At 67.7% G+C, this 23,756-nt stretch carries 21 protein-coding genes and 3 tRNA genes; 7 read left to right on the top strand and 17 right to left on the bottom strand.

Annotation, left to right across the window (positions count from 1 at the left end; all coding sequences use genetic code 11):
- The first annotated feature begins 201 nt into the window (after positions 1-201).
- Positions 202-777 carry a murein hydrolase activator EnvC gene (locus QFZ61_RS15165; protein WP_307037401.1) on the top strand — a complete coding sequence of 192 codons (576 nt, stop codon included), beginning with the start codon at positions 202-204 and terminating at the stop codon, positions 775-777.
- Between the two features lie 57 nt (positions 778-834).
- On the opposite strand, the gene QFZ61_RS15170 is transcribed toward QFZ61_RS15165, so the two are convergent.
- The 6 genes from QFZ61_RS15170 to QFZ61_RS15195 form a co-directional block, all read right to left on the bottom strand.
- Positions 835-2,025, bottom strand: coding sequence for an acyl-CoA dehydrogenase family protein (locus tag QFZ61_RS15170; RefSeq protein WP_307037403.1), 1,191 nt, complete (start codon positions 2,023-2,025; stop codon positions 835-837).
- A gap of 218 nt (positions 2,026-2,243) precedes the next feature.
- A tRNA-Ile gene (locus QFZ61_RS15175) sits at positions 2,244-2,320 on the bottom strand.
- Positions 2,321-2,424: 104 nt separating this feature from the next.
- A complete protein-coding gene (locus QFZ61_RS15180) occupies positions 2,425-3,624 on the bottom strand; it encodes a glycosyltransferase (protein WP_307038242.1) in 1,200 nt (399 codons plus the stop codon).
- A gap of 109 nt (positions 3,625-3,733) precedes the next feature.
- The gene (locus QFZ61_RS15185; protein ID WP_307037404.1) at positions 3,734-4,639 is read right to left on the bottom strand and encodes a DMT family transporter; all 906 of its coding nucleotides are present in this window, start codon (positions 4,637-4,639) and stop codon (positions 3,734-3,736) included.
- Positions 4,639-5,358 carry a CDP-alcohol phosphatidyltransferase family protein gene (locus QFZ61_RS15190; RefSeq protein WP_307037406.1) on the bottom strand — a complete coding sequence of 240 codons (720 nt, stop codon included), beginning with the start codon at positions 5,356-5,358 and terminating at the stop codon, positions 4,639-4,641. The genes QFZ61_RS15185 and QFZ61_RS15190 overlap by 1 nt, the downstream gene beginning before the upstream one ends.
- A 55-nt stretch (positions 5,359-5,413) precedes the next feature.
- Positions 5,414-6,307, bottom strand: coding sequence for a phage holin family protein (locus QFZ61_RS15195; protein ID WP_307037407.1), 894 nt, complete (start codon positions 6,305-6,307; stop codon positions 5,414-5,416).
- A 193-nt stretch (positions 6,308-6,500) separates the two neighbouring features.
- On the opposite strand from QFZ61_RS15195, the gene QFZ61_RS15200 reads away from it, so the two are divergent.
- Both QFZ61_RS15200 and QFZ61_RS15205 read left to right on the top strand, forming a co-directional pair.
- Positions 6,501-7,724, top strand: coding sequence for a multidrug effflux MFS transporter (locus QFZ61_RS15200; protein WP_307037409.1), 1,224 nt, complete (start codon positions 6,501-6,503; stop codon positions 7,722-7,724).
- 100 nt (positions 7,725-7,824) lie between these two features.
- Entirely contained in the window at positions 7,825-8,232 is a 408-nt protein-coding gene (locus QFZ61_RS15205) for a hypothetical protein (RefSeq protein WP_307037411.1), read from the top strand.
- A gap of 106 nt (positions 8,233-8,338) precedes the next feature.
- Here QFZ61_RS15205 and QFZ61_RS15210 read toward each other — a convergent pair.
- The 7 genes from QFZ61_RS15210 to QFZ61_RS15240 form a co-directional block, all read right to left on the bottom strand.
- Positions 8,339-8,411: transfer RNA gene (locus QFZ61_RS15210), tRNA-Asn, on the bottom strand.
- Positions 8,412-8,559: 148 nt separating this feature from the next.
- A tRNA-Asn gene (locus tag QFZ61_RS15215) sits at positions 8,560-8,632 on the bottom strand.
- A 73-nt stretch (positions 8,633-8,705) separates the two neighbouring features.
- Positions 8,706-10,769, bottom strand: coding sequence for a DNA primase (dnaG, locus tag QFZ61_RS15220; RefSeq protein WP_307037413.1), 2,064 nt, complete (start codon positions 10,767-10,769; stop codon positions 8,706-8,708).
- 64 nt (positions 10,770-10,833) lie between these two features.
- Entirely contained in the window at positions 10,834-12,123 is a 1,290-nt protein-coding gene (locus QFZ61_RS15225) for a deoxyguanosinetriphosphate triphosphohydrolase (protein ID WP_307037415.1), read from the bottom strand.
- On the bottom strand, positions 12,116-13,294 hold the full coding sequence (gene dusB, locus QFZ61_RS15230) for a tRNA dihydrouridine synthase DusB (RefSeq protein ID WP_307037417.1): 1,179 nt from the start codon (positions 13,292-13,294) through the stop codon (positions 12,116-12,118). The genes QFZ61_RS15225 and dusB overlap by 8 nt, the downstream gene beginning before the upstream one ends.
- A 113-nt stretch (positions 13,295-13,407) precedes the next feature.
- Positions 13,408-14,832, bottom strand: coding sequence for a YibE/F family protein (locus QFZ61_RS15235; protein ID WP_307037419.1), 1,425 nt, complete (start codon positions 14,830-14,832; stop codon positions 13,408-13,410).
- Positions 14,833-14,932: 100 nt separating this feature from the next.
- Positions 14,933-16,306: an FAD-binding oxidoreductase gene (locus QFZ61_RS15240; RefSeq protein WP_307037420.1), complete on the bottom strand. Its 1,374-nt coding sequence runs from the start codon at positions 16,304-16,306 to the stop codon at positions 14,933-14,935.
- A gap of 328 nt (positions 16,307-16,634) precedes the next feature.
- Between QFZ61_RS15240 and QFZ61_RS15245 the strand changes: the two genes are divergently transcribed.
- The 3 genes from QFZ61_RS15245 to QFZ61_RS15255 all read left to right on the top strand — a co-directional run bounded on the left by QFZ61_RS15245 (position 16,635) and on the right by QFZ61_RS15255 (position 19,094).
- Positions 16,635-17,387, top strand: coding sequence for an alpha/beta hydrolase (locus tag QFZ61_RS15245; protein ID WP_373427166.1), 753 nt, complete (start codon positions 16,635-16,637; stop codon positions 17,385-17,387).
- Positions 17,387-18,196 (top strand): DUF1295 domain-containing protein, encoded by an 810-nt coding sequence (locus QFZ61_RS15250; RefSeq protein WP_307037422.1) that lies wholly within the window; start codon positions 17,387-17,389, stop codon positions 18,194-18,196. Before QFZ61_RS15245 ends, QFZ61_RS15250 begins: the two co-directional genes overlap by 1 nt.
- A gap of 61 nt (positions 18,197-18,257) precedes the next feature.
- Positions 18,258-19,094 (top strand): 1-acyl-sn-glycerol-3-phosphate acyltransferase, encoded by an 837-nt coding sequence (locus tag QFZ61_RS15255; protein ID WP_307038246.1) that lies wholly within the window; start codon positions 18,258-18,260, stop codon positions 19,092-19,094.
- Between the two features lie 6 nt (positions 19,095-19,100).
- Here the strand turns inward: QFZ61_RS15255 and QFZ61_RS15260 are convergent, their stop codons facing one another.
- The 3 genes from QFZ61_RS15260 to QFZ61_RS15270 all read right to left on the bottom strand — a co-directional run bounded on the left by QFZ61_RS15260 (position 19,101) and on the right by QFZ61_RS15270 (position 22,631).
- On the bottom strand, positions 19,101-20,111 hold the full coding sequence (locus QFZ61_RS15260) for a GNAT family N-acetyltransferase (RefSeq protein WP_307037424.1): 1,011 nt from the start codon (positions 20,109-20,111) through the stop codon (positions 19,101-19,103).
- Positions 20,112-20,113: 2 nt separating this feature from the next.
- The gene (locus QFZ61_RS15265) at positions 20,114-21,499 is read right to left on the bottom strand and encodes a glycine--tRNA ligase (protein WP_307037426.1); all 1,386 of its coding nucleotides are present in this window, start codon (positions 21,497-21,499) and stop codon (positions 20,114-20,116) included.
- Positions 21,500-21,641: 142 nt separating this feature from the next.
- A complete protein-coding gene (locus QFZ61_RS15270; protein WP_307037428.1) occupies positions 21,642-22,631 on the bottom strand; it encodes a DMT family transporter in 990 nt (329 codons plus the stop codon).
- Between the two features lie 33 nt (positions 22,632-22,664).
- On the opposite strand from QFZ61_RS15270, the gene QFZ61_RS15275 reads away from it, so the two are divergent.
- Positions 22,665-22,901, top strand: a complete 237-nt coding sequence (locus QFZ61_RS15275; protein ID WP_307037429.1) for an RNA-binding S4 domain-containing protein — start codon at positions 22,665-22,667, stop codon at positions 22,899-22,901.
- A 98-nt stretch (positions 22,902-22,999) separates the two neighbouring features.
- On the opposite strand, the gene QFZ61_RS15280 is transcribed toward QFZ61_RS15275, so the two are convergent.
- Positions 23,000-23,662 carry an alpha/beta hydrolase gene (locus tag QFZ61_RS15280; protein WP_307037431.1) on the bottom strand — a complete coding sequence of 221 codons (663 nt, stop codon included), beginning with the start codon at positions 23,660-23,662 and terminating at the stop codon, positions 23,000-23,002.
- Between the last annotated feature and the right edge of the window lie 94 nt (positions 23,663-23,756).

Genomic DNA, 23,756 nt, shown 5'->3' on the forward strand with positions numbered 1-23,756 from the left:
TGTGCTGCCGGTCCGCAAACCTGCCCGAGGGCAAGAAGCGGAAGTGGGCATGAGGGCACAGCAAACTGCTCCACCAAGTGTACTACAGCGGACCTGCCCGGAGGGACGGTTTCCGGGCGGCCGCGGGGTGCCGGCGGCGGCTTTCCACATAGCTGCGACCGGGCCTTTCGGTGCAGCTGCGGACGACCGCAGGCTGTCAATATGAAGACTCTCGCCCTGCCGGCGGTACTGCTGCTGTTGCTGATTAATCCGTCGGCTGCGCCGGCGGGCTCGGGTGCGGTATCCCGTGCTGGTGCCCCTCCGGGTGCGGGACCAACGTCAGCGGGTGCGGCCTTGGGGGCGTGGAGCTGGCCGCTCTCCCCCAGGCCCGCCGTCCTGCGCGGCTTCGACCCGCCGGAGCGGCCCTGGCTGAGCGGGCACCGCGGGGTGGATCTGCGAACCGCATACGACGGCGCCCCGGTGACCGCTCCGGTGGCAGGCCGGGTGAGCTTTGCGGGCTACGTGGTGGACCGCCCGGTGCTCACCGTCGATCACGGCAACGGTCTGCGGAGCAGCTTCGAGCCGGTGGACAGCACCCTCAGGGCGGGGGATGCGGTCAGCGGCGGCGCGGTGTTGGGGCGGGTGCTGGCCGGCCACTGCGGCGAAGTCCCGTGCCTGCACTGGGGGGTCCGTCGAGGCGAGGAGTACCTCAACCCGCTCGCCTTCATCATGGACCTGCGGCCCTCCATCCTGTTGCCGCCCGTGAATCCCGGCTCGGGACTGGGCGGCTCGGGGTGATGGGCCGCGGGAGGATGCACTCGACGGGCCGGACCGGCAGAGGGCCGGACCGGGGCGCTAGACGATGGCCGAGATCCCGGTGATGGCCCGGCCCGTGACCAGGGTGTTGATCTCCTGGGTGCCTTCGTAGGAGTAGATCGCTTCGGCGTCGGAGAAGATCTTGGCCATCTCGTAGTCGGTGACGATGCCGTTGCCGCCCAGCAAGCTGCGACCGATGGCCACGCTTTCGCGCATCCGTGCGGTGGTGAAGGCCTTGGCCAAAGCGGACTGCTCATCTTTGGCCACGCCCTCGTCTTCGAGCTGGGACAGGCGGACCATCATTCCCATCGAGCTGACGGCGTTGCCAAGCATTTGCACGAGCTGGTGCTGGACCAACTGGAAGGAGGCGATCGGGCGGCCGAACTGGCTGCGCTCGACGGCGTAGCGGCGGGCGACGTCGAAAGCAGCCAGCTGCTGGCCGACGGCCTGCCAGGCGACGGACAAGCGGGTGACTTTGAGGACCTTGTTGGTGTCCCGGAAGCTGTTGGCGTTGGCCAGCTTGAAGAAGTCCGGCACTACGACGTTCTCGAGGGTGATGTCCGCGTTCTGCACGGTACGCAGCGAAATCTTGTTTTCGATCTTGCTGGCGCTGTAGCCCTCGGTCTTGGTGTCCACCAGGAAGCCCTTGACCTGGTTGTCGGCGAGATCGCGGGCGTAGATGACTACCCAGTCGGAGAAGGTGGCGTTGCCGATCCAGCGCTTCGCGCCGTTGAGGATCCAGCTGTCACCCTCGCGCCGTGCCGTGGTGCGCGTGCCGCCGGCGACGTCCGAGCCGCCCAGCGGCTCGGTCAGGCCAAAGGCTCCGATCTTTTTCAGTGCGTAAATGTCGGGCAGCCACGCCTCCTGCTGCTCCTGCGAGGCCAGGGCCTCGATGGACCCGGTGAAGAGGCCGTCGTGGACGCCAAGGAAGGTGGCGATCGAGGTGTCGGCACGGGTCATCTCTGCGTGCAGAATGCCGGCGAACAGGTTCGAATAGCCTTGACGTTTGACCGGGCTGACCAGATCGATTTCGGCCAGCTTCGGGATCAAGTCCATCGGGAACTCGGCACGGTTCCAGCAATCCACGGCGATCGGTTTGACTTCGCGGGCGAGGAATTCGCGTACCTCCGCCAGCCGGTCCCGCTCCTTGCCGCTGAGCAACTGCTCGAAGGCGAAGAAGTCCCCGTCGGGGTACGGGAGGTTGTTGACGTCAATGGCAGCTTTGGACATGTCGTTCCTTCACTCGTGGCCGGCGGCGACCAAAAGGGCGCAGCTGTTACAGCGCCGCAGGGATGTTACTCACGAGTAACATATCGCAGCCTCTGACCGGCTGGCAAGTGACGGAGCACACGGAACAAGGGCTTAATACGCGAAGAGCCGCAGCGGACGGGGAACGTCTGCTGCGGCTCTGGCAGGACCGGGCCTGTGAGGCATCAGTGCCTGCACGGTGGTAGGGCTACTCGGACTTGAACCGAGGACCTTAGGATTATGAGTCCCGCGCTCTAACCAGCTGAGCTATAGCCCCGTGCGCCCGGAACGGCCCGGGCGGGCCGGACCTTTCCGGGCAAAATCACTCTAGCAATAGTAGTCGCCCGGGATCCGGGCAACGGGCAAGGTGCCGGGTCCGGCTTAGACGACCAGGTCGTCGTAGCTGGCCCCGCGGTAGATGTCCTCGAAGGTCTGCAGCGTGCGCTCAATGCTGTGGCTTTCCACCATGCTGCGGCTCGCCTTGCCCATGGCCGCGCGCTCATCCGCCGGAAGCGACAGCACCCGGACGATCTTGGCAGCGAGGTCGTCGCTGTCATTGGGAGTGAACAGGAAGCCGTTCTCGCCGTCGCGCACCAGGTGCGGAAGGGCCATGGCATCCGCCAGAACCACCGGGGTTGAGGCGGACATGGCCTCCAGGGTTACCAGGGACTGGAGTTCGGCCGTGCCGGGCATGCAGAACAGGTCGGCGCCGAGGTAAGCGCGCCGCAGTTCCTCGTCGCTGGCCAGGCCCAGGAACTTCACCCGGTCCGGCAGGCCAAGGCGCTCAACCTGCGTCTCGAGGGCGGGCCGCACTTCGCCTCCACCGACGATTTCGAGGTGGATGTCCAGTTCTTCCGGAGTCTTGGACACCGCGTCGATCAGCACGTCGATGTGCTTTTCCTCGGCGAGGCGGCCGGCGAACAGCACCGTGGGGCTGGTGTGGGCAGGCGCTTCCTCGCCGGGATTCAATTCGTACGCCGCAGCGTCGATGCCGTTCGACAGGGGCAGCACCTTACGGAGGAAGGCGTGGTCGTGCATGGCCTTCGCGGCGAGCGGCGTCGGCGTCGTGACGACGTCGGCCTGGCCCATCACCTTGCCCATGTCCCGCCACGACACCTTGCCCACGATGTCCTTGAACCACTGCGGGAAGGGCAGGAACGGGTTCAGGTTTTCCGGCATGAAGTGGTTGGTCGCGACGATGCGGACGCCGCGTTTCACTGCCTCGTAGAGGACGTGCTCGCCGATCATGTAGTGGCTTTGGATGTGCACGACGTCGGGCTGGACGCGGTCGAACAGCAGGGCAATCTCCTTCTTGATCTCCCAGGGAAAGGTGATCCGGAAATACTCGTGCGTCGGCACTGAGTGGGAACGGAGCCGGTGCACTGTGGCCTCGTCCCGGAACTCGCTGAAGCTCTTGCCCTTGCTGGCCCGGCAGGCCAGGACATGGACGTTGTGGCCCCTGGCGGTCATGCCCTTGGCCAGCCGGTAGCCGAACTGCGCGGCCCCGTTGACGTCCGGCGGATAGGTGTCCGCCGCGATCAGGATGGTGAGGGGTTTGTCGCGCTGGTCGTTCTGGGGCATGGTCACGGGGAGGGCTCCTGGTGGTCACGGTGCGTCCTACGGGCTGTTCCAGCCCGCTGGCCGCCGGCTCAGGCGCGGCTGGCCTGCGCCTGAAGTCTGTGGCGCCGCCCTACGACAGCCGTGCCGCGGCCTTGCGCGCGTCCTTCTTGCGCTTGGTGACCTCGGGGTGGTGCCGGGAAAGGGCGATCACTCCCACGATAGCAAGGGATGCGGCCACCCCCATGGCTATCGCTGTCACGGCGTGGACGTCCGGCCGCAGCTCGCCCAGGATCACGATGCCGATGGCGATGCCGATGATGGGGTCGATGACCGTCAACCCGGCGATCACGAGATCGGGCGGGCCGCCGGAGTAGGCGCTCTGCACGAACCAGGATCCCAGTCCGCCGGCGGCGAGCATCGCGAGCAGCGTGTACCACTGCACGTTGAGCAGGAACAGTCCGTTCGGGTCGAGCAGGTGCCTGCCGATGATGCGGGTCAGGACCGCCACAAAGCCGAACAGCATGCCGGCGCCGAGGATATAGATGAAGGCGCTCATCCGGTGCTTGAAAAGCAGCGCGAGGGTGCCGAAGAGACTCACCACGAGGGCGAGCAACAGCACGATGGTCAGCTCATCGGCTTCGCTGACGTGGTGGTTCTCCTGGGTAACGGTCACCGCGAGCACCACGAACAGGGCCGATCCGGTGACGCAGGCGCTGATGGCGACGACAGTGGCCCTGTTCATGCTCAGGCCCTGGTCTTTGGTGTTGATGACGGTGGTGATGACGAGGGCGATCGCACCGATCGGCTGCACCACGGTCAGCGGGGCCGACACCAGGGCGACGGCGTTCATCGCCGTCCCGGTGCACAGCAGCAGCAGCCCGAGGACCCAGCGCCGGTTGCGAATCAGGCGCAGGAGGCCGTGGGTGCTGAGCGCGAGTCCGCCGGTGTCGGCTTTGACAGCGCTCCCCTGGCGCTGGGCGCCGAAGGCAAGGAAGAAGGCGCCAAGTACCGCCAGCAGAACTGCGAACCAGACCATCAGCGGATGCCGCCGTCGTCGTTGTTCTGTTCCAGGTTGTTCTGTTCCAGGTTGTTCTGCTCCAGGTTGTTCTGCTCCAGGTTGTTCTGGTTCCGGCTGTCCACCGCGGTGGTGCCGGCCTTGAGCGCACGGCCTTTGCGGATGATGGCCCAAAAGTAGTTATAGGCGGCGACCCAGTGCCCGACGAGGCCGAGGCCCAGGAAGATCCAGGCGGCCACAAAGTACGCGCCGGTTCCCGGGATGGGGAGCTTGGAGAGCACCAGCAGCGGTGTGCCGACCAGCAGCAACGCGGTGCGGATCTTGCCGATCCGGCTCACCGGCAGGTCCGGGTGGCTGTGGAAGTAAAACAGCGAGATGGAGAGCAGCACGAGGTCCGGCACAAGGAGCGCGGTCAGGTACCACCACTCGACGACGCCGGCGATCACCAGTGTGACGGCAACGGTGATCAGGGACAGCCGGTCCGCGATGGGATCCATGATCCGGCCCAGGTTGGACATCTGGTTGAAGCGGCGGGCAATGTAGCCGTCGACCCAGTCCGTGCTGCCCATAACGACCAGCACGAGTACGGCAAGGCCATACTCGTGCTTGGCCAGCACGAGCCACATAAACAGCGGGACCCCAAGGAACCGGACCACCGTCAGCAGATTGGGAAGGGTAAAGACCACGTCGGAATGAATCTGAGCCTGGCCCGGCCGCGAGCCAGCGCCGATGAACTTCATCCGATGCCCCTCTCCACAGCCGGCGACGATTCGGTGTCGTAGTCCAGGGCGCGGCCTAGTCCTGGAGCAGCCGGCGCAGCAGGATAACGAAGGCGGCGGCCGAGGCGGCCAGGGCAGTCAGCGGCTTCCAGCGCTTGGCAAGTTCGGAAGCAGCGGCGGATCCGCTCGACGTGATCCTCGTTGCACCGGTGCTGCCGGTAGTGCTTCCGGACGGCCCGCGGAACGCCGCGATCCGGTCGTCGACGAGCTCCTTGCCTTCCTCAAGCCGGTGCTGCACCATGGCCAAAAGCGCCTGGGCCTGCGGTTTGACATCGAGTTCCGCGCCGAGATCGTCGCGCACGCCCGTGAGATGCCGGCGGCGCTGGTCGAGGCGGCGCAGGAGGTCGTCCTCGGTGGGAGCGCGGCCCAGGTCGGGCTGCTCGGCTGCCTTCTTGGCTTCCTTCTCAGCCTTCGCTTTGGCGGCGGCCTGTTCCTTGGCGGCCTTGGCTGCCTTGGCTTCGGGCGTACCGGGGTTCAGGACGGCGGCGTCAAACGACGAGCCCTCCTTGGCGATGCCGAGGTCGTACTTGAGGCCGCGGATCGTCACTTCCGGAATCAGCGGCATGGCCTTCTTGAATCTGCTGTAGCCGATCAGGCCCACGATGAGGGCGATGACGAGGAAGGCAGCGCAGACCAGCAGGGCGGCGAGCCAGGCCGGCATGATCGTGGCCAGCCCCATAATGGCGGCCACGATGAGCCCGATCACCAGGAAGAGGACAAAAATTAGGGCGACGGCTAGAAAAGCTGCGGCGACTCCGAACTGAATGCCTTTGCGCTTGAGTTCAGCTTTGGCAAAGGCAATCTCGTCATTGAGCTGCCGCGGTGCCAGCTTGAAGATCAGTTTCAGGGTGGCAGGCAGCGCGGCGATGCGCAGCCGTCCGTTGGTCCTGCCGGTGTGCCGTCCGCTCATCGGTTCCGCCTAACTGGTTCCATCTGTGATTCCGCTTCTGCTGGAATTCCCGGGCCTGCGCGGCTTTATGCACGCTCAGGTGTCAAAACTACCATTCAGGGCGCCCGTGGCGGCCCGCGGCCGACGGAGAGTGCGCGTGGCGGTTGCCGCCGGCGGTCCGTGGGCGGCCGGGGCGGCCCTAGGATTGACCTCTGTGCACACACCCACCAATCCCGGGGACTCCCTGACCCGCCGTCGCAAGCTCCTCTACATCCTGATGCTTGGCGCCCTGACCGCCCTGGGGCCCTTTACTGTCGATCTTTATCTCCCGGCGTTTCCCGCCCTTGAGGCGAGCCTGGGCGTCACCGAGGCGGCGGTCCAGCTGACCCTGACCGGCACGACAGTGGGCTTCGCGCTGGGCCAGCTGGTGGTGGGACCGCTGAGTGACAAGTTCGGCCGGAGGACTCCGCTGATTCTGGCGACGGCGGTGCACATCGGAGCGTCGATCGGCGCGGCCATGTCCACCGACATCGCCATGCTGGGACTGTTCCGGGTGCTGATGGGAATCGGCGCGGCCGGTGGCGGCGTGGTCGCCATGGCCATGGTGCGGGACCTGTTCAGCGGCTACGCGATGGTCCGGATGTTTTCCCGGATGGCGCTGGTCAACGGATTGGCTCCCATCCTGGCGCCGGTCATCGGATCCCAGCTGCTGCTGCTGATGCCGTGGCCGGGCATCTTCATCTTCCTGGCCGGCTATGGCACGTGTGTCATTATCGCGGCCCTGTTCGTCGTGCGGGAGACGCTGCCGCGCGAGCTTCGCGGCACCACCGGTTTGACGATGCGCCAGCGCTACCGGGTCCTGTTCGCCGACCGCATCTTTGTGGGCATGCTGCTGCTGGGCGGGATGAACTTTGGCGGGCTCTTCACCTACCTCTCGGCCTCGCCGTTCCTGTTTCAGAATGTCTTTGGCTTCTCGCCGCAGCAGTATGGCCTGTTGTTCGGGGTCAACTCGCTGGGCATCGTCGCCGGCGTGCAGACCAGCTCCCGGCTCATCAAGCGCGTCCCGCCGCAGTGGATTCTGGCGTGCTCAACGGCCTGGATGTTCCTGATGGCGCTGCTGATCGTGGCGTTCGACCAAATGGGCTTCGGCCTGTGGGGGGTCATGGTGCCGCTCTGGTTCTACATTCTGGGCGCGGGTTTCACCTTCCCCTGCGTCCAGGTCCTGGCCCTTGCCAACCACGGGGCGCAGGCCGGCACCGCGGCCTCCTTGCTTGGTGCGGCGACGTTCCTGATGGCAGGCATCATCTCCCCCGTGGTCGGCTGGCTGGGCCTGGGGTCCGCGACGCCGATGGGCGCCGTCCAGGCCGGTTGCATCCTGCTGGCGGCTGCGGCCCTGTGGCTCGTGGTCCGGCCGCGCACGGTGCCGTCCATCCACTGAACCACCCGCCCGCCCCCTGCCGGCGGGGACGTGTCCAGCGGCGGGCAGGCGGCGAGGCGCTCCCCTGTTCGGGGCTGACGGCGGGCGATAAGGTTGTTGTGTGCCCCGCTGGCAGGATCCTCCGCCCCTCCCGGCCACGTGGCAGAGGTGCGACGACGGCATTCTGCCCCTGTGGTGGGAGCGGCTGTGCACTCAGACCAGCCCGCAGTCGGCGGCACTCTACGCAGCCGGGCTTTTCACCGAGGACCGACGCCGGCCCATCGCCCAGTGGTACAACCCCGCCTACGATTCGGCCCTCCTCGTCGCCCCGGAGACCTCTCCGGAATGGCCGGTACAGCGCTTCGGCATCTTTTACGCTCCCCCGCGCGGCGGCTTCACCAGGGTGCACTCCTCGGCACATGAGTGGCATCCGCGCGAGCCCCGGCAGTCCCCGACGGAGGAGGAAGCCTTCGAGGCAGCGGTAGCGGAGGCTGAACGTTTCCTGCAGGTGGAGATGTTCTTTGTCTAGCCGGCCGGGAGCGGCGCTGCCCGCAACCTGGCGACACCCTTACGGAAAACCGCGGCAAGAAAAAAGGTCCCGCAGCCGGTTACTCACCGGCCGCGGGACCTGTCCGCTCCTCCTGCTGGACTTGAACCAGCAACCCTTCGATTAACAGTCGAATGCTCTGCCAATTGAGCTAAGGAGGAATGAAGCAGGTACGACATTAGCAAAGGTTTCAGCGGTAACGAAATCCGCGGCGGGGGCACTCCCCCGCGGCTGCTCCGGCGCCCGAAACATACCCCCTGCCGGTATACAAAAGTCCCCGCTCCGGGAACCCGGAACGGGGACTGCGCGCTCCTCCTGCTGGACTTGAACCAGCAACCCTTCGATTAACAGTCGAATGCTCTGCCAATTGAGCTAAGGAGGAATGAAGCGGATATAAGCCTAGCAAAGACCCTGCCGGGAAACGAAATCGCCCTCCCGGCGGGACGGCAGCGGGCCTAGGAGTCCATCCGGAGCGAACGCCGCTGCATCTCCAGTTCCATCAGTTCACGGTTCAGTCGCTGGAACTCCTCGGGATTGGACGAGGCGTCCAGGCGCTGCAGCTGACCCATCTTCTCGGCCTTCACCCGGGTGATCTGCAGCTCGAACAGCCGTGCCAGAATGTCCCGGCAATACCGTTGCACGGCTTCGGCGGTGCTCGCCGGCAGCGGCACGACGGCAAGCTCGGACACCAGCGGTCGGAGCGGCTCGGGAACTTCCTGGAGCAGCTGCTCGACCCAGCGCAAAGGCTCGCCCGTGTTCCCCAGCCCGGTGGCCCGGATGGCTTCGTGGATCGCGAGGTAGGCGGGCGTGGAGAAGCGCGCCTCCGAGAAGCGCTCCCAGGTGGGGCCTTCCAGGATCGCCGGTTCCTGAAGCACCACCTCCAGCGCCTGGCGTTCCATTGCAGCCACCGGATCCCGCGGATCGGGCCGGTTGAAGGCCGGCAGGGTGGCCGACGGCGGCAGTGGTGCCACACCCGGGGCAGACCCGTAACCCGGGCCGGCACCCTGACCGGGGTTCGCGCCCCGGTCCGGGCCTGCGCCCTGACCCTGCCCGCGGCCCTGGCCCTGCCCGCGGCCCTGGCTCTGGCCCGGGCCGGGACCGCGGGACCGGGCGTGGTTCTGGCCGTAGCCCTGCCCCTGGCCGTTCCCCTGTCCCGCCCCTTCGGACGGCCCCTGGGCGATGCGCTTGGCGGCGGCGCCGACGGCACGGCTGACGTCTTCGACCGGCATGCCCAGCCAGCCGGCAAGCTCCCGGGCATAGGCCGGACGGATGCCGGCGTCGCGGATCTGGGCCACCACCGGGGCCGACTCGCGCAGCGCCGAGATCCGGCCTTCCACGGTGTCGAGGTTGTGCCGCCGCAGGGTAGCGCGGATGGCGAATTCGAACAGCGGCCGGCGGGTGCCGATCAGGTCACGAACCGCGGAGTCGCCCTTGGCCTGGCGCAACTCGCAAGGGTCGGAGCCGCCCGGTTCGACAGCGACGTAGGTCTGGGCCACGAAGCGCTGGTCCTCTTCGAAGGCACGCAGCGCCGCTTTCTGCCCCGCCGCGTCGCCGTCGAAGGTGAAGATAACCTCTCCCCCGCTGCCGTCGTCGGACAGCAGCCGCCGGGCGATCTTGATGTGCTCCGTGCCGAACGCCGTGCCGCAGGTCGCGACCGCCGTCGGGACCCCGGCCAGGTGGCAGGCCATGACGTCGGTGTAGCCCTCGACCACCACCAGCTGGCGTTCCTTTGCGATGTTGCGCTTGGCGAGGTCGATTCCGTACAGGACCTGCGACTTCTTATAGAGCGCTGTCTCCGGGGTGTTCAGGTACTTCGGGCCCTGGTCGTCCTCGTAGAGCTTGCGCGCACCAAAGCCGATGGTGTCTCCGGCGATGTCGCGGATCGGCCAGATCAACCGGCCCCGGAACCGGTCGTAAATTCTCTGCTGATTTCCGGGTCCCCCGGCAGAGAACATGCCCGTCAGCTTCAGCTCGGCATCGGTGTAGCCGCGGCCGCGGAGGTGCTTGAGCAGTGAGTCCCAGGCCTGCGGGGCGTAGCCGACGCCGAACTGCTCGGCGGCGGCCCGGTCGAAGCCCCGGCCGAACAGGAAGTTCCGGCCCTCCGTGGCGCCGGGGGTCAGCAGTTGCTCGCGGAAGAACTCGTCCGCGATCTTGTGCGCATCGAGCAGGCGCTGGCGGCGTCCGATTTCCTCCCTATTAGGCCCCGAGCCGCCGTCCTCGTAGCGCAGCTCGTAGCCGATCCGTGCCGCAAGTTTTTCCACGGCCTCGTGGAAGGTGGTGTGGTCCAGCTTTTGCACGAAGGAGATGACGTCGCCGTCTTCACCACAGCCGAAGCAGTGGTACCGGCCCACCTGCGGGCGCACGGTGAAGGAGGGTGAGCGCTCATCATGGAAGGGGCACAGTCCCTTGTAGGAACCCAGTCCGGCGCCCTTGAGGGTCACGTAGCCGTCGACGACTTCCTTGATGTCGGTGCGCTGGCGTACCTCGTCGATATCTTCACGTTTGATCAGGCCAGCCACAGTGCCATCCTAGTGCCCGGGTGCGACACCGGACGGCACCCGGCGGCCTGCGCCGGAAGCGCCGTCACCACAGCGACGGAAGGCTGCCGACGAGCCGTTCGTACATCGCCAGTGCGGAGCCGTCGGTCAAGGAGGCCACCTGGTCGATCACCACGCGCAGCCGGGCACCGTCGTCCGGCGCAGCACGCCAGTCGGCGGCGAACATCGGTTCCAGATGCCGGTCGCCGGTGGCGTTGAGCGCGGTCACCAGCGCGTGCAGCACCTCGCGCTGGCGTTCGTAAATCGGCTGCCGGTGCTCGGTGGTCATCACGAATGTGGTGGCCAGGCCCTTCATCACGGCGATCTCCATCACGGTCTCGTCCGGGACCACGAGCTCGGCGTTGTAACGGGTGAGGTTTTCCGGACCGTACAGGGTCCGGGTGGTCTCCAGCGCGCTTTGGCAGAACCGGCCGATCAGCTGGCTGGTCATGTCCTTCAGCGCGGCCATGGACTTGCGGCTGCCGTCGGCCTCGCGGACCCAGACGCTGGTTGCTTCCAGCCGGGCCAGGGCCGCGTCGATCGCGGCCGGATCGTTGTGCGGCAGGTACCACTGCTTGGCGTAGCCGACCACCCGCGCGCGATGGTCGGGGTTGTCCATCCAGCGCAACTGGAAGTGCCCGGCGACGATGGCGTCCTCGACGTCGTGCACCGAGTAGGAGATGTCGTCGGCGAGGTCCATGACCTGGGCTTCGAGGCAGGACCGGCGCTCCGGCGCTCCTTCACGGATCCAGTCGAAGATCGGCAGGTCGTCCTCGTACGCGCCGAACTTGCTGGTTCGCTGGCCGTGGATCACCGGCGCGTTCTCCGCGGACCACGGGTATTTCGCGGCGGCGTCGAGGCTGGCACGGGTCAGGTTGAGCCCGGCGGGCCGGCCATCCGGGGCGAGGACCTTGGGTTCGAGCCGGGTGAGCAGACGCAGGGTCTGGGCGTTGCCTTCGAAGCCGCCGATGGCGTGCGCCACCTCGTTGAGGGCCGACTCGCCGTTGTGGCCGAAGGGCGGGTGGCCAAGGTCGTGGCTCAGGCAGGCGGTGTCCACGACGTCGGGGTCGCAGCCCAGCGCGCGGCCAAGTTCGCGGCCCACCTGCGCGACCTCCAGGCTGTGCGTGAGCCGGGTGCGGACGAAGTCGTCCGTATCCGGGGCGACGACCTGGGTTTTGGCGCCGAGCCGGCGCAGTGCCGAGGAGTGCAGCACCCGGGCGCGGTCGCGTTCAAAGTCGGAGCGGTAGGTGCTTTTAGCTGGTTCCTCGACCCATCGGGCCCAGTCGCGGTCCACGTAGCCGTCCAGCACCGGGGCGGTTGTCCTTGTTTCAGCCACCGGAGACGTCCAGTTCGGCGAAGGAGATGTCGCGGGACTCGTCCTCGTTCAGGCTGCGGTTGAGCAGCCAGTCCTTGGGCAGGGCCGGCTTTTTGGGCGAGCCGGCCCGGCCGCGCGGTCCCTCTGCGTCGGCTCCCGGGTAGGGCGAGTCGAGGTCCAGTTCATCGAGGGTGCCGCGGAGTACCTCGAGGCTGGTGACGAGCGCCAGCCGGTTCCGCAGTTCGCTGCCCACCACGTAGCCCTTGAGGTACCAGGCCATGTGCTTGCGGATTTCGCGCAGAGCCTTGCCTTCGTCCCCGAAGGTCTCCACCATCAGCTCGGCGTGGCGGTAGATGCTCTCGGCCACCTGGCGCAGCGCCGGCTTGTGGCGTTCCTCGCTGCCCTCGAAGGCGGCCATCAGGTCACCGAACAGCCAGGGCCTTCCCTGGCAGCCGCGGCCCACGACGACGCCGTCCACACCGGTTTCGCGGACCATCCGGACGGCGTCCTCGGCGGACCAGATGTCACCGTTGCCCAGAACCGGGATGTCCGGCAGGGCTTCACGCAGCCGGGCGATGGCGGACCAGTCGGCCTGGCCGGAGTAGAACTGCGCGGCGGTGCGGCCGTGCAGTGCGACGGCGGCGACGCCGGAGTCACGCGCGATCCGGCCGGCGTCAAGGTAGGTCAGGTGGTCCTCGTCGATGCCCTTGCGCATCTTGATGGTCAGCGGGACGTTGCCCTTGGACGCTTCCTTCACCGCGGTCTGGACGATGGAGGTGAAGAGGTCGATTTTCCATGGCAGTGCCGAGCCGCCACCGCGCCGGGTCACCTTGGGCACCGGGCAGCCGAAGTTGAGATCAATGTGATCCGCGCGGTCCTCCTCGACCAGCATCCGCACGGCCTGGCCGACTGTCACCGGGTCCACGCCGTAGAGCTGGACCGACCGGACTTTTTCGTCGTCGTCGTGCGAAATGATGCGCAGCGATTCGGGCGTGCGCTCAACCAGGGCGCGGGAGGTGACCATCTCCGCCACATACAGTCCGCCGCCGTATTCACGGCAGAGCCTGCGGAAGGCGGAGTTGGTGATCCCCGCCATCGGGGCCAGGATCACGGGGGTATCGACCGTGATGGGACCCAGCTTCAGGGGCGGGAGTTCCAGCTTGGGGGCAGGAGGAGTTGCTACAACAGTCACCCGACCATTGTCTCAAAGGCGGGCAAATCGACGGGATCGCGGCCGGCTATGTGGACAATGGCGCCGCGTCCGAGGGCCGCGCCGGGCCACGTACGACGGCTCCGGCATGCCGATCAGCCGGGCAACGCGGCGCGCCGGCCTCGGCGCGTCTCGGGCTGCGGCTCGGCGCCGCCGTCGGACGAATTCCCGACGGGCTCCCGGCGGTGCAGCGTAGCGGCGGGCGCGACGGCGGCGGGCCCGCCGCCACCGTCGGCAGCCGCGGCGCCTTTCAGCCCGGTGGCCTTGACCACGAGTACAGCGATCAGCGTGGTGACCGGGATCGCCAGCACCAGGCCGATGGAGCCGACGAGCGTGCGGATCACTTCCTCGGAGAGTTCGGCGCTGGTGAGGGCATCGCCCAGCGGACGCTCGTACAGCATCACAATGATCAGGATTGGCAGGGCCGCACCGGCGTAGGCAAAGGCGATGGTGTAAACAGTGGACGCGATGTGGTCCCGGCCGATCCGCATGGCTGAGGCGAACAGTTTCCGTGCCGAGGTCCCGGGGGCGAGCTCCCAGAGTTCCCACACGGCGGAGGACTGGGTGATCGTGACGTCGTTCAGCACGCCAAGCCCGGAAATAATCAAACCGCACAGGATGATCCCGGAGATGGAGATATGGTCCGAGACGTTCGCCAGGGTGGCGGCGTCGTGGTTGCCGACACCCGCCAGGTTTGCCGCGTCGGTGGCCCAGGCCGCGAGCACGGCGGTGATGCCCAGCCCGAACATGGTGCCCAGCAGCGCCGTCGAGGTCCGGGCGGTGAAGCCGTGGGCGAAGTACAGCACTCCGATCATGATCACTGTGGAGCCAACCAGCGCCAGCAGCAGCGGAGGTTTGCCTTCGACCAGGCCGGGAAGCAGGAAGGTGACGAGCACGGCGTAGGCGCCAAGCAGGCCGATGAGGGCGCGCAGCCCCCGCCAGCGTGCCACCGCGATGACGACGACGGCGTAGAGGACCGCGAGCAGGATGATCGGCAGGGTCCGGACGAAGTCGACGAACACGTAGGCGGGCGTGCCTTGGGCGGCGGCGCCCTGCGCCTTGGAGAGGTTCAGGTAGCGGATGTTGTCGCCGACTTTGACGCCGTGGGACTTGGCGACGTCGGGGTTGATCACCACCTTCACCGGGTTTCCGCCCTTGTCCGGCTCGGTGTAGGCGAAAGTGCACTGCGAGCCGGCGCCGGGGGCGGCCCCCTGCCCGGTCCCCTGCTGGGCCTCCTGCTGCCCGGCGGGCTGCCCGGCGCCGTCCATGCAGCCCGCCACGACGACGCGCTGGATTTTGCCGGTGTCGAAGGAGACGCCGGGCGCTGCCGCGTAGGGGCTGGCGAGTTTAATCCCCTCTTTACTGCCCGAGGGCCACAGGAGAACCATCGCCACGATGGTCAGCAGCGTCAGGGGCACCAGGACGGCGGCCAGGATCCAGTTCGCCTTCCGGCGTGCGGCGAGCGCCCGGGGCGTCGGTTCGGCGGGCACCTGCGCGGTGTGTGAATGTCCGGCGCCCATCAGCAGTTCAACCTCATGCCGAAAACTTTACGGCGTGGGCGTGCCGCTCCCGGCCATGCGGAACCGGCCGGTCCGCCGGTCGAAGGAAATCCTCCCGGAGTTACGCCGGCGGGATGTTCTGGTTCACGTGGAAGAGGTTCTGCGGGTCGTAGGCGGCCTTGACCTCCCGCAGCCGCTGGTAGTTCGGGCCATAGTTGTCCGGGACCTTGGCCAGGTCGTCACCGTCCATGAAGTTGATGTACCCGGCGGTCTCGGCGTAAGGCCGCAATGCTGCGGCGAACTCACGCACCCAGGCCACGTTCGCTTCAGTGTCTGCCGGGTCCTGCCAGTGGCACGCTATCACCGGGGAGAACCGGGCGTTTCGGTTCGGGAATGCGGTGTCCGCGACTCCCACCTGATGGACAGCGCCGTCGATCGGGTAGATATGCACGGCCGTCTGCATGCTCGGGGTGCGGCTGCCGTACTCGAGGTGCGTGCTGATGGCTCCGTCGTTGAGCTCGGACAGGAACGCCGCTTTCCAGTAAGCCAGGAGTCCCTTCGGATACATCCCGTCGAACGCCATATTCAACGCCGGATACGGCATCTGGCCCACCATGGAGCCGGCCACCGGCGCCACGTCCAGGAACGGCTGCCAACGTGCGGGTCCTTCCGCAGGGTCCCCGGTCCACATTCCCACCACAATGCAGACCGGCTTGCCGTGCCACTGCTCGGGGAGGAACGGCGCCGGTGGTCCTTGGTGGAACGCGAGAAACGCGCCGAAGTCCTCGGGCGCCGCCGCCAGTTGTTCCCGGTAGAACTTCGCAACGGTTTCGGCGTGTTCCACGGGATAGATGATGATGCCGGCGTGGACCATGTCCACCGGATGCAACTGGAACTCCAGCGAGGTCACGACGCCGAAGTTCCCGCCGCCGCCGCGCAGCGCCCAGAAGAGGTCCTCATGCTCGTGCTCACTGGCCGTGAGGAATTTGCCGTCCGCGGTGACGACGTCGGCGGACAGCAGGTTGTCGCAACTGAGGCCGTATTTCCGGTCCAGGTAGCCGATGCCGCCGCCGAGGGTCAGGCCCGAGACACCGGTCGAGCCGATGATGCCGCCGGTGGTTGCCAGACCGAACGCGTGCGTGGCGTGGTTGAAGTCCGCCCACGTGGCGCCGGCCTCGGTCCTGGCCGTCTGGTGGGCCGGATCAACCCGGACGCCTCTGGTTCCGGCGAAGTCGATGACCAGTGCGTCATCGGCGGTGCCGAACCCCGGCCCGCTGTGGCCCCCGCCCCTGACGGCCACGTCCAGGTTGTTGTCCCGGGCGAAGTTCACGCTGGCGATCACATCCGCCACCTGGGACACCCGGACCACCGCCGCGGGCCTTTTGTCGATCATGCCGTTGTGTACTGTCCGCGCCTCGTCGTAGCCGGCGTCGGTGGGCGTGGTGACTTGCCCGCGGACCTGCTCGCGCAGGCCGCCGAAGTCCGTTGCATTCATTTTCTCTACCGTCGATTTCGTCGTGATGCCCGAACCGGACGGTGATATGTGCTCCCAGCCGGCATTGCGTCCGGAGGTTTACGAGCTCAACGCTTACTCCTCTGCAGGAATCCCGTCAAGGTACCCTGTAAGCGGTCCTGCGAAGGCCCGCGACGTGCCGCCCCGGGCGGCGCCGCCTCCCGCCCATCCGCTGCCGCCCGTGCTCCGAATGAAGACGGGGACGTAGTCCCGGAGTGATCCAGGAACTCCCGGAAGAGCAATGCCGGGAAGACCGGCGGGCACCCTATTGTTGGTATTTGCAGGACTCAAAGAGCTGGAGGACGCGACAGTGGCCAGACGCGTGATTGATGACCGGCAGCATGCCGCGGCGGGTTCCGGCCCGGCAGCCCGGGCGGAGCTGAGTATCGCCGATGCAACCGGTCCCACCCGGGGTGTAGTCCTGGTGTTGCACGGCGGACGGGCGGACAGTTTCGAGGCGGTCCGTGCCCGGCATCTCAGTCCGGCCAGGATGCTGCCGTTCGCGCAGGCGCTCCGCTCCGAGGGGGGACCCCATGGGCTGGCCGTCTGGACCCTCCGGAACCGGTACCGCGGCTGGAACGGGCCTGATATGTCCCCGGTCCGGGACGCCCGCTGGGCGTTGTCCCGGATCAGCCACGAGCACCCCGGTGTCCCCGTCTACCTGCTGGGCCACTCCATGGGCGGCCTGACGGCGCTCTGCGTCGCGGACGACCCGCAAGTGGAGGCCGTCGTCGCGCTGGCGCCCTGGCTGACCGGGTCCACTCCGGTGGACCGCGTCGCCGGCCGCCGTGTCCTGATTGTGCACGGCAACGAGGACCGCTGGACCAGCCCACGAAATTCGCTGGCCTACGCGCGCCGGGCAGAGGGCGTGGCGGCGTCGGTTGACTACGTCTCGCTTACGGGCTCCGGGCACTTCATGTTCCGCCGGGTGCGGCTCTGGAACTCCCTTGCCAACGGCTTCATTCTCGATTCCTTTGCCAGCAGTACCGGCGGCCAGTTCCGGGGCACCGACGCCCTCCGCCGGGTCCTGCCGGCCGAGGCCGACCTCCCGGTGGTGCTCTGATGCCGGCCTTCCCGCTGGAAGCGTTCCTGGCCAGCCTGCCCTGGGTTGCCCTTGGGCTCCTTGTCCTGCTGGCCGGAACCTTCGTCGTCGCCGTCCGGCAAAGCCGGCACTCTGTCATTGACACGGTCTGGGGCCTGGGCTTCGTCGTGGCGGCCGCCGTCTCCTGGCTGCTGTCCGCAGGGTACGGCGACGGCGGCCGGCGCCTGCTGCTGCTGGCCCTGGTGGCGGTCTGGGGCATCCGCCTGGCCCTTCACATCGGCGTCCGGGCCCGCGGCGGCCACGAAGACCCGCGCTATGTGGACATGCTCTCCTCGGCGCCCGGCTCCCGCAACACCTATGCACTGCGGCGGGTTTATCTGCCGCAGGGCGTCGTGATGTTCTTCGTCTCGCTGACCATCCAGGTCGGCATGTTCAGCACCGGCCCCCTGGGCTGGCTGGCGCTGCTGGGAGCCGTGCTGTGGGCCGTCGGCTTCATCTTCGAAACCGTCGGCGACTGGCAGCTCGCACAGTTCAAGGCCGACCCGGCCAGACGCGGAACCGTCCTGGACACCGGACTGTGGCGCTACACCCGGCATCCCAACTACTTCGGTGACGCCGCCGTCTGGGCCGGGTTGTTCCTGATCGCCGCCGACTCGTGGCCCGGAGTGCTGACGATCCTCTCCCCCGCACTGATGATCTGGACCCTGGCCGGCAAGACCGGCAAGCCGTTGACCGAAAAAGCCATGTCAGCCCGGCCCGGCTACAAGGAATACGTCGAGTCGACGTCGGGCTTCCTTCCCCTGCCCCCGCGGCGGAAGGCGAAAAGCTGAGATGCTCCGGTCCGGTGTGGGCAGGCGGTCAGTGAGCTGGCGGCGCGTGCGCTGGCGGCGCGTGCGCTGGCGGCCAGCGCCGAACGACCGCTTCTACCGCCTCATCGTCGGCACCGGCCAGGTGCTGCGGCGGCTGTTCCGGATCAGGATTCTCGTCACCGGCCAGGAGCACCTGCCGTCCGCGCTGGCGGCCACGACCCGGGCGGGTTCCTTCCGGCGGCCGGTCCCCGGCGAGGGCGCCGTCGTCGCAATAACTCACTTCGGCTACCTCGACTTCGCCGTCACCGAACTGCTGCTGTGGCGGCACAACAGGGCCCAGTTGCGGTTTCTGATCACCCAGGGCGCCGCGGACCACTGGTTCGCCGGCCCGGCCATCAGCGCGGCCGGGCACGTCGTCGTCGGCTATGACAGCGGGTCGCACGCCTACGATGCCGCCGTCCAGAAACTTCGCGAGGGCGAGTACATAGCGATCCTGCCCGAGGCCGGCGTGAGCCGCAGCTTCCACGTCCGCGACTGCAAAACCGGTGCCGTCCGGATGGCCGCCGAGGCCGGTGTCCCGCTCATCCCGGTCTCGGTCTGGGGCGCGCACCGGATCATGACCCGGCACCACGGCTTTTCCCCGCTTCGGGCCTGGCGGGCGCCGGTGCGCGTGCACATCGGCGAGCCCTTCAACCCGGGACCCGGGCTTGAGGGGCTCGATGTCATGGCAGCGACCGAGGCGCTGCGCGAGGCCCTGCAGCACGGCATCGACGCCGGCATCGCCGACTTCCCGCTGCGCCCCGGTCCGGGTGCCTGGTGGATGCCGGCCGCGCTCGGCGGCGGAGCGCCCTCGGAGGAGGAACGCCGGCGGCTGGAGGAGGCCGAAGGCCCCCGGCGCTCCCGCAGCCGCCGCAGCTAACCCCTGCTAGTGGTCGGAGAGGACCAGGGTTTCGGCCCCGGCCAGCCGGGCCTTGCCGGTCTCCAGCAGAGGTTCGACGACGGCGCGCAGCGCGGTCATGGAATCGTCCAGTTCCAGCAGTACCGGGTACTGGTACGCGATCAGCGCCAGCAGGTCCCGGACTGCTGCCCGGGCGTCCTCGGCGGAGAGTTCCGGGTCGTGGCCGAGGAACACGTCCGAGGGCTCGCCTGCGTTCGCAGCACGGCCGTCCCCGCCGTCGGGCCCGCCCACCCCGGGGCTGCCCTGGGCGTAGCTGACGGCGAATGCCTGCAGCCGGCCCTTCTTGCTGGCCGGAACGCCCGCGCCGAAGGCGCTGGCCTTGGGCGCGCGGAGCACGATCGCGCCGTGGGCTCCGCTGAGATCATCCAGGAACAACCGCTGCACCGTCGCGATGCTGAGCTCGCCCGGGCTGTCCCACGAGTGCACGGCCGTGTAGTACCGGCCCACGACGTCGCTGAGTTCCACCGACCCGGTGGCGAGGTCCTCCACTTGGTCGGAGGCCGCGGCTTCCGAGCCGTCGCCGAAGACCGGGAGCTTCAGGGCGCCGGGTTCGACAATGACCAGGCGGGAGCGCTGGATCGGGGCCAGGCCGGCGGCCTCGGCGAAAGCCGCGCCGGGCGTTCCCGGCTCGACCTTGGTCCGCAGCCGGGACACGCCCGACGGCGACTGTTCGGCCTCGTGCCGGAGCATCGCCAGCAGGGTGGAGCCGATCCCGGTGCGGCGGTGGTCGCGGGCGACCTCCACGTAGACCCAGAGGCGTTCCGGATGCAGCGACGCTTCGTGCACGACGCCGGCCGCGACGGGAATGGCGACGCCGTCGACGACGTCCTCGGCCACGATGCAGCGGCGCCACGGCGAGTTGGCCGAGGGTGCCAGGGTGCCGCGGAACTGCCGGGCCTGGTCCGTCTCCGGGCCGCCCCACATTTCCAGCAGCGCAAGGTCATCGCCGTCGCGCCATTGACGGTATTCGATGGCCATGCTCAGGCCCCGATCAGCCGTGCGGCCAGGTAGCCCTCCACCTTGTCCAGGGAGACGCGTTCCTGGCTCATGGTGTCGCGTTCGCGGATTGTCACGGCCTGGTCTTCAAGGGTGTCGAAGTCCACGGTGATGCAGAACGGCGTGCCGATCTCGTCCTGCCGGCGGTAGCGGCGGCCGATCGCGCCGGCGTCGTCGAACTCAATGTTCCAGTTCCTGCGCAACTGCGCGGCGAGGTCCTTGGCTTTCGGCGACAGGTCCTCGTTGCGGCTCAGCGGGAGCACCGCGGCCTTGACCGGGGCCAGGCGGGGGTCCAGTTTGAGCACGGTGCGGACGTCGACGCCGCCCTTGGCGTTGGGTGCCTCGTCCTCGGTGTAGGCGTCGATCATGAACGCCATGAAGGAGCGGGTGAGGCCGGCGGCGGGCTCGATCACGTACGGGGTGTAGCGCTCGTTGGTGGCCTGGTTGAAGTAGCTCAGGTCCTGCCCGGAGGCCTTCGAGTGGGTGGAGAGGTCGAAGTCGGTGCGGTTGGCGATGCCCTCAAGCTCGCCCCACTCCGAGCCGGAGAAGCCGAACCGGTATTCGATGTCCGTGGTGCCCTTGGAGTAGTGGCTGAGCTTCTCGAGCGGGTGCTCGAAGAAGCGCAGGTTTTCTTCCCGGATGCCCAGGTTCGTGTACCAGGACATGCGCTCCTTCATCCAGTACTGGTGCCACTGCTCGTCGGTGCCCGGCTCGACGAAGAACTCCATTTCCATCTGCTCGAACTCGCGGGTGCGGAAGATGAAGTTGCCCGGGGTGATCTCGTTGCGGAAGGACTTGCCGATCTGGCCGATGCCGAACGGCGGCTTTTTCCGGGAGGTGGTGAGCACGTTGGAGAAGTTCACGAAGATGCCCTGCGCGGTTTCGGGGCGCAGGTAGTGCAGGCCCTCTTCGCTGGCGACCGGGCCGAGGTAGGTCTTGAGCAGGCCGGAGAATTCCTGCGGTTCGGTCCACTGGCCGCGGGTGCCGCAGTTGGCGCAGACGATGTCCTTCAGCCCGTTCTCGGCGGGGCGGCCCTTCTTCTCCTCGTATTCTTCCTCGAGGTGGTCCGCGCGGTAGCGCTTGTGGCAGGACAGGCACTCCACCAGCGGATCGGAGAAGACCTCGACGTGGCCGGAAGCCTCCCAGACCTGGCGGGGCAGGATCACTGAGGAATCAAGGCCTACGACGTCGTCCCGGCCGCGGACCACTGACTGCCACCACTGGCGCTTGATGTTTTCCTTCAGCTCGGCACCGAGGGGACCATAGTCCCAGGCAGAACGGGAGCCCCCGTAGATTTCACCGGCCTGGAAGACGAAACCCCGTCGCTTGGCGAGGGAAATGATCTGATCGAGTACGGATTTTGCTGCCATGGGAACTCCAGTTTCTGCAGGGCCGCTGGGTGCGGTCCGTGCTGTCAGCCCCGGGTCACCGGCTGGTTGCCGGGCGGGGTGTTGCGAACGGTGTAATGCAAACTCCCAGCCTACCGTCGGCGGCTGCCTCTTCGCAGCGCAGCTACCTCTTGAGAGCCCCGCGGGACCAGGGCAGGCTGGCCAGGACTATGGCGCCCAGGGTCAGCAGCGTGCCGAGCACGGTGGGCAGGGCGACGACCGTCCCCGGCGCCGGCAGCGCCAGATCCAGTCCGAGCGAGCCCAGCAGCTGCCCGGCAATCATGCCGAGCCCGGTGACCAGCACGCCCAGGCTGCGGACCAGGAAGGCGGCGACGGCGATGAAGATGCAGCCCATCGGTCCGCCCAGGTAGTACCACCATTCACCGGGCAGGGCGTTGCCCGGCCCGGCCACTGCCAGCTTGACCAGCCACGAGAGCCAGAGCACGGCGCTGCCGGCGATGAAGTTCACCAGGGTGGCGGTGATGGGCGTGCGGTAGTGCACCGTGGCGGTGCCGTTCATGGCCTGCTGGAAGCTCATCAGGAACCCGGCAAGCAGCGGCAGCAGCACCGGCAGCACCAGCTGCAGCGGATCTGCGCCGGACGCCCCGGGGCCGCCGGAGCCGGAGCCGAAGCGGGGCGAAACGGCCCAGGCGACGGCGGCGACCGTCAGCACGCTGCCGAGGACACGGATACCGGTGATGCGTCTCCTGCCCGCCGGGCCGATCCCCATCCGGTCCACCAGCAGCCCGCTCAGCGTCTGCCCGGTGACGGCAGCGACGGTGAACAGTGCGACGCCGAGCAGGCCAACGGTGAAGGACTGGGCGAAAACGAAAAACGCCCCGATGGCGCCGGCCAGGACGTAGTAGCGCGGGAACCGGCGCTCGCGCAGCGCCGGCAGGACCTCCGCCAGCCCAGCCCGCCCCCTGGGCAGCAGCAGCGAGATGACGATCATCAGGACCAGGCCGATGCTGAAGCTCACCACCGCGGCGCCCAGGCCGTCGGCCAAGGCCGATCCCAGGGCGCCGTTGATCCGGCTTTGAACAGGTCCGAGCAGGCCGGCCGAAACCGCAATGAGCAGTCCGACAGGCAGCGGAAGCCGCGGTGCGTGGGTCATAGGTGCCACCTTTGGTCAGGCATTATTGCTTGTATGAGCAACCCGGAAATCGAAGACATCCCCATCCGCGACGACATGATTCGGCTGGGCCAGCTGCTGAAGCTGGCCAACCTGGTCCAGGACGGGGTGGAGGCGGCGGAGTTGATCAAGAACGGGCTCGTCAAGGTTAACGGCGAGATCGACGACCGCCGGGGCCGGCAGCTCCATGACGGGGACACCGTCACGGTGAACGGCCAGACGGTCCGGGTCGTCGCACCCAGTGGAGCCTAGCAGCGCCTAGCAGCAGCGCCGTCGTCCGGCGGCGGCAGGCCAGCCTGCCGCCGCCGGGCCGCCGGACGCCGCCCGCGGCGGCTAGGCCGCCACCGGGCTTATTTGTTGAGCACCTCGTGGGTGAGGAATTCGCCCACGTGCCCGACTTCCTGCTGGTTGATGCCGTGCCACATACCGGTGTACAGCACCTTGGTGAGCTTTACGTGCTTGCGCACCCAGCCCATGGTGAACTCGATTTTGTCCGGCGTGATCACGGGATCCTGCTGGTCCCGGCCCCAGAACATCGGCACGGTTCCTTCCAGTTCCGCGTCCCGGAAGCTCGGGTCGTCCCCGGCGTCGACCACGAACCCGGAAAGTCCGACGACGGCGGCGTAGCCGTCGGGGCGCTGCCGCAGCAGCGTGGTGGCCAGGGCCATGCCCATGGAGAATCCGAGCAGGGTGACCGAGGGGTGGTTGTCCCGGACCGAGTCGATCCAGTCCTGGGCGTAGGCCGAAGCCTGCTTGACGGCGTCGAGCGAGTACTCGATGGAGGCTGTCAACGGGAACCAGGTGAACCCCGGGCCGGAGACCAGCGGTGCGCGCAGCGAGGCCACCACGAACTCCTCCGGCAGCATGTCCGCCAGGCTCAGCAGGTCCTGTTCGTTGGCGCCGTAGCCGTGCAGCAGCACCAGCAGGGGCTTGCCGGCGCGGGCCTCTTCGGGACGGGTCCACAGCACAACAGGGGCGGGAAAAGCAGCGGGAAAGGGAAGGGCTTCAGTCATGGCTCCATTCTTACAGTTACCTCGGAGTAACCATTTACGGTGGCGTCGCTTCCCGTCGGGAGGGCAGGATGGAAAGGTGAGCGAAACAAAACCG

Source organism: Arthrobacter sp. B3I4 (assembly GCF_030816855.1).
GTDB lineage: Bacteria > Actinomycetota > Actinomycetes > Actinomycetales > Micrococcaceae > Arthrobacter.

Coding starts and splice junctions, on each gene's coding strand:
- QFZ61_RS15165 (WP_307037401.1), top strand. CDS start 202: ATGAAGACTCTCGCCCTGCCGGCGGTACTGCTGCTGTTGCTGATTAAT.
- QFZ61_RS15170 (WP_307037403.1), bottom strand. CDS start 2,025: ATGTCCAAAGCTGCCATTGACGTCAACAACCTCCCGTACCCCGACGGG.
- QFZ61_RS15180 (WP_307038242.1), bottom strand. CDS start 3,624: ATGCCCCAGAACGACCAGCGCGACAAACCCCTCACCATCCTGATCGCG.
- QFZ61_RS15185 (WP_307037404.1), bottom strand. CDS start 4,639: ATGGTCTGGTTCGCAGTTCTGCTGGCGGTACTTGGCGCCTTCTTCCTT.
- QFZ61_RS15190 (WP_307037406.1), bottom strand. CDS start 5,358: ATGAAGTTCATCGGCGCTGGCTCGCGGCCGGGCCAGGCTCAGATTCAT.
- QFZ61_RS15195 (WP_307037407.1), bottom strand. CDS start 6,307: ATGAGCGGACGGCACACCGGCAGGACCAACGGACGGCTGCGCATCGCC.
- QFZ61_RS15235 (WP_307037419.1), bottom strand. CDS start 14,832: ATGGGCGCCGGACATTCACACACCGCGCAGGTGCCCGCCGAACCGACG.
- QFZ61_RS15240 (WP_307037420.1), bottom strand. CDS start 16,306: ATGAATGCAACGGACTTCGGCGGCCTGCGCGAGCAGGTCCGCGGGCAA.
- QFZ61_RS15250 (WP_307037422.1), top strand. CDS start 17,387: ATGCCGGCCTTCCCGCTGGAAGCGTTCCTGGCCAGCCTGCCCTGGGTT.
- QFZ61_RS15260 (WP_307037424.1), bottom strand. CDS start 20,111: ATGGCCATCGAATACCGTCAATGGCGCGACGGCGATGACCTTGCGCTG.
- QFZ61_RS15265 (WP_307037426.1), bottom strand. CDS start 21,499: ATGGCAGCAAAATCCGTACTCGATCAGATCATTTCCCTCGCCAAGCGA.
- QFZ61_RS15270 (WP_307037428.1), bottom strand. CDS start 22,631: ATGACCCACGCACCGCGGCTTCCGCTGCCTGTCGGACTGCTCATTGCG.
- QFZ61_RS15275 (WP_307037429.1), top strand. CDS start 22,665: ATGAGCAACCCGGAAATCGAAGACATCCCCATCCGCGACGACATGATT.
- QFZ61_RS15280 (WP_307037431.1), bottom strand. CDS start 23,662: ATGACTGAAGCCCTTCCCTTTCCCGCTGCTTTTCCCGCCCCTGTTGTG.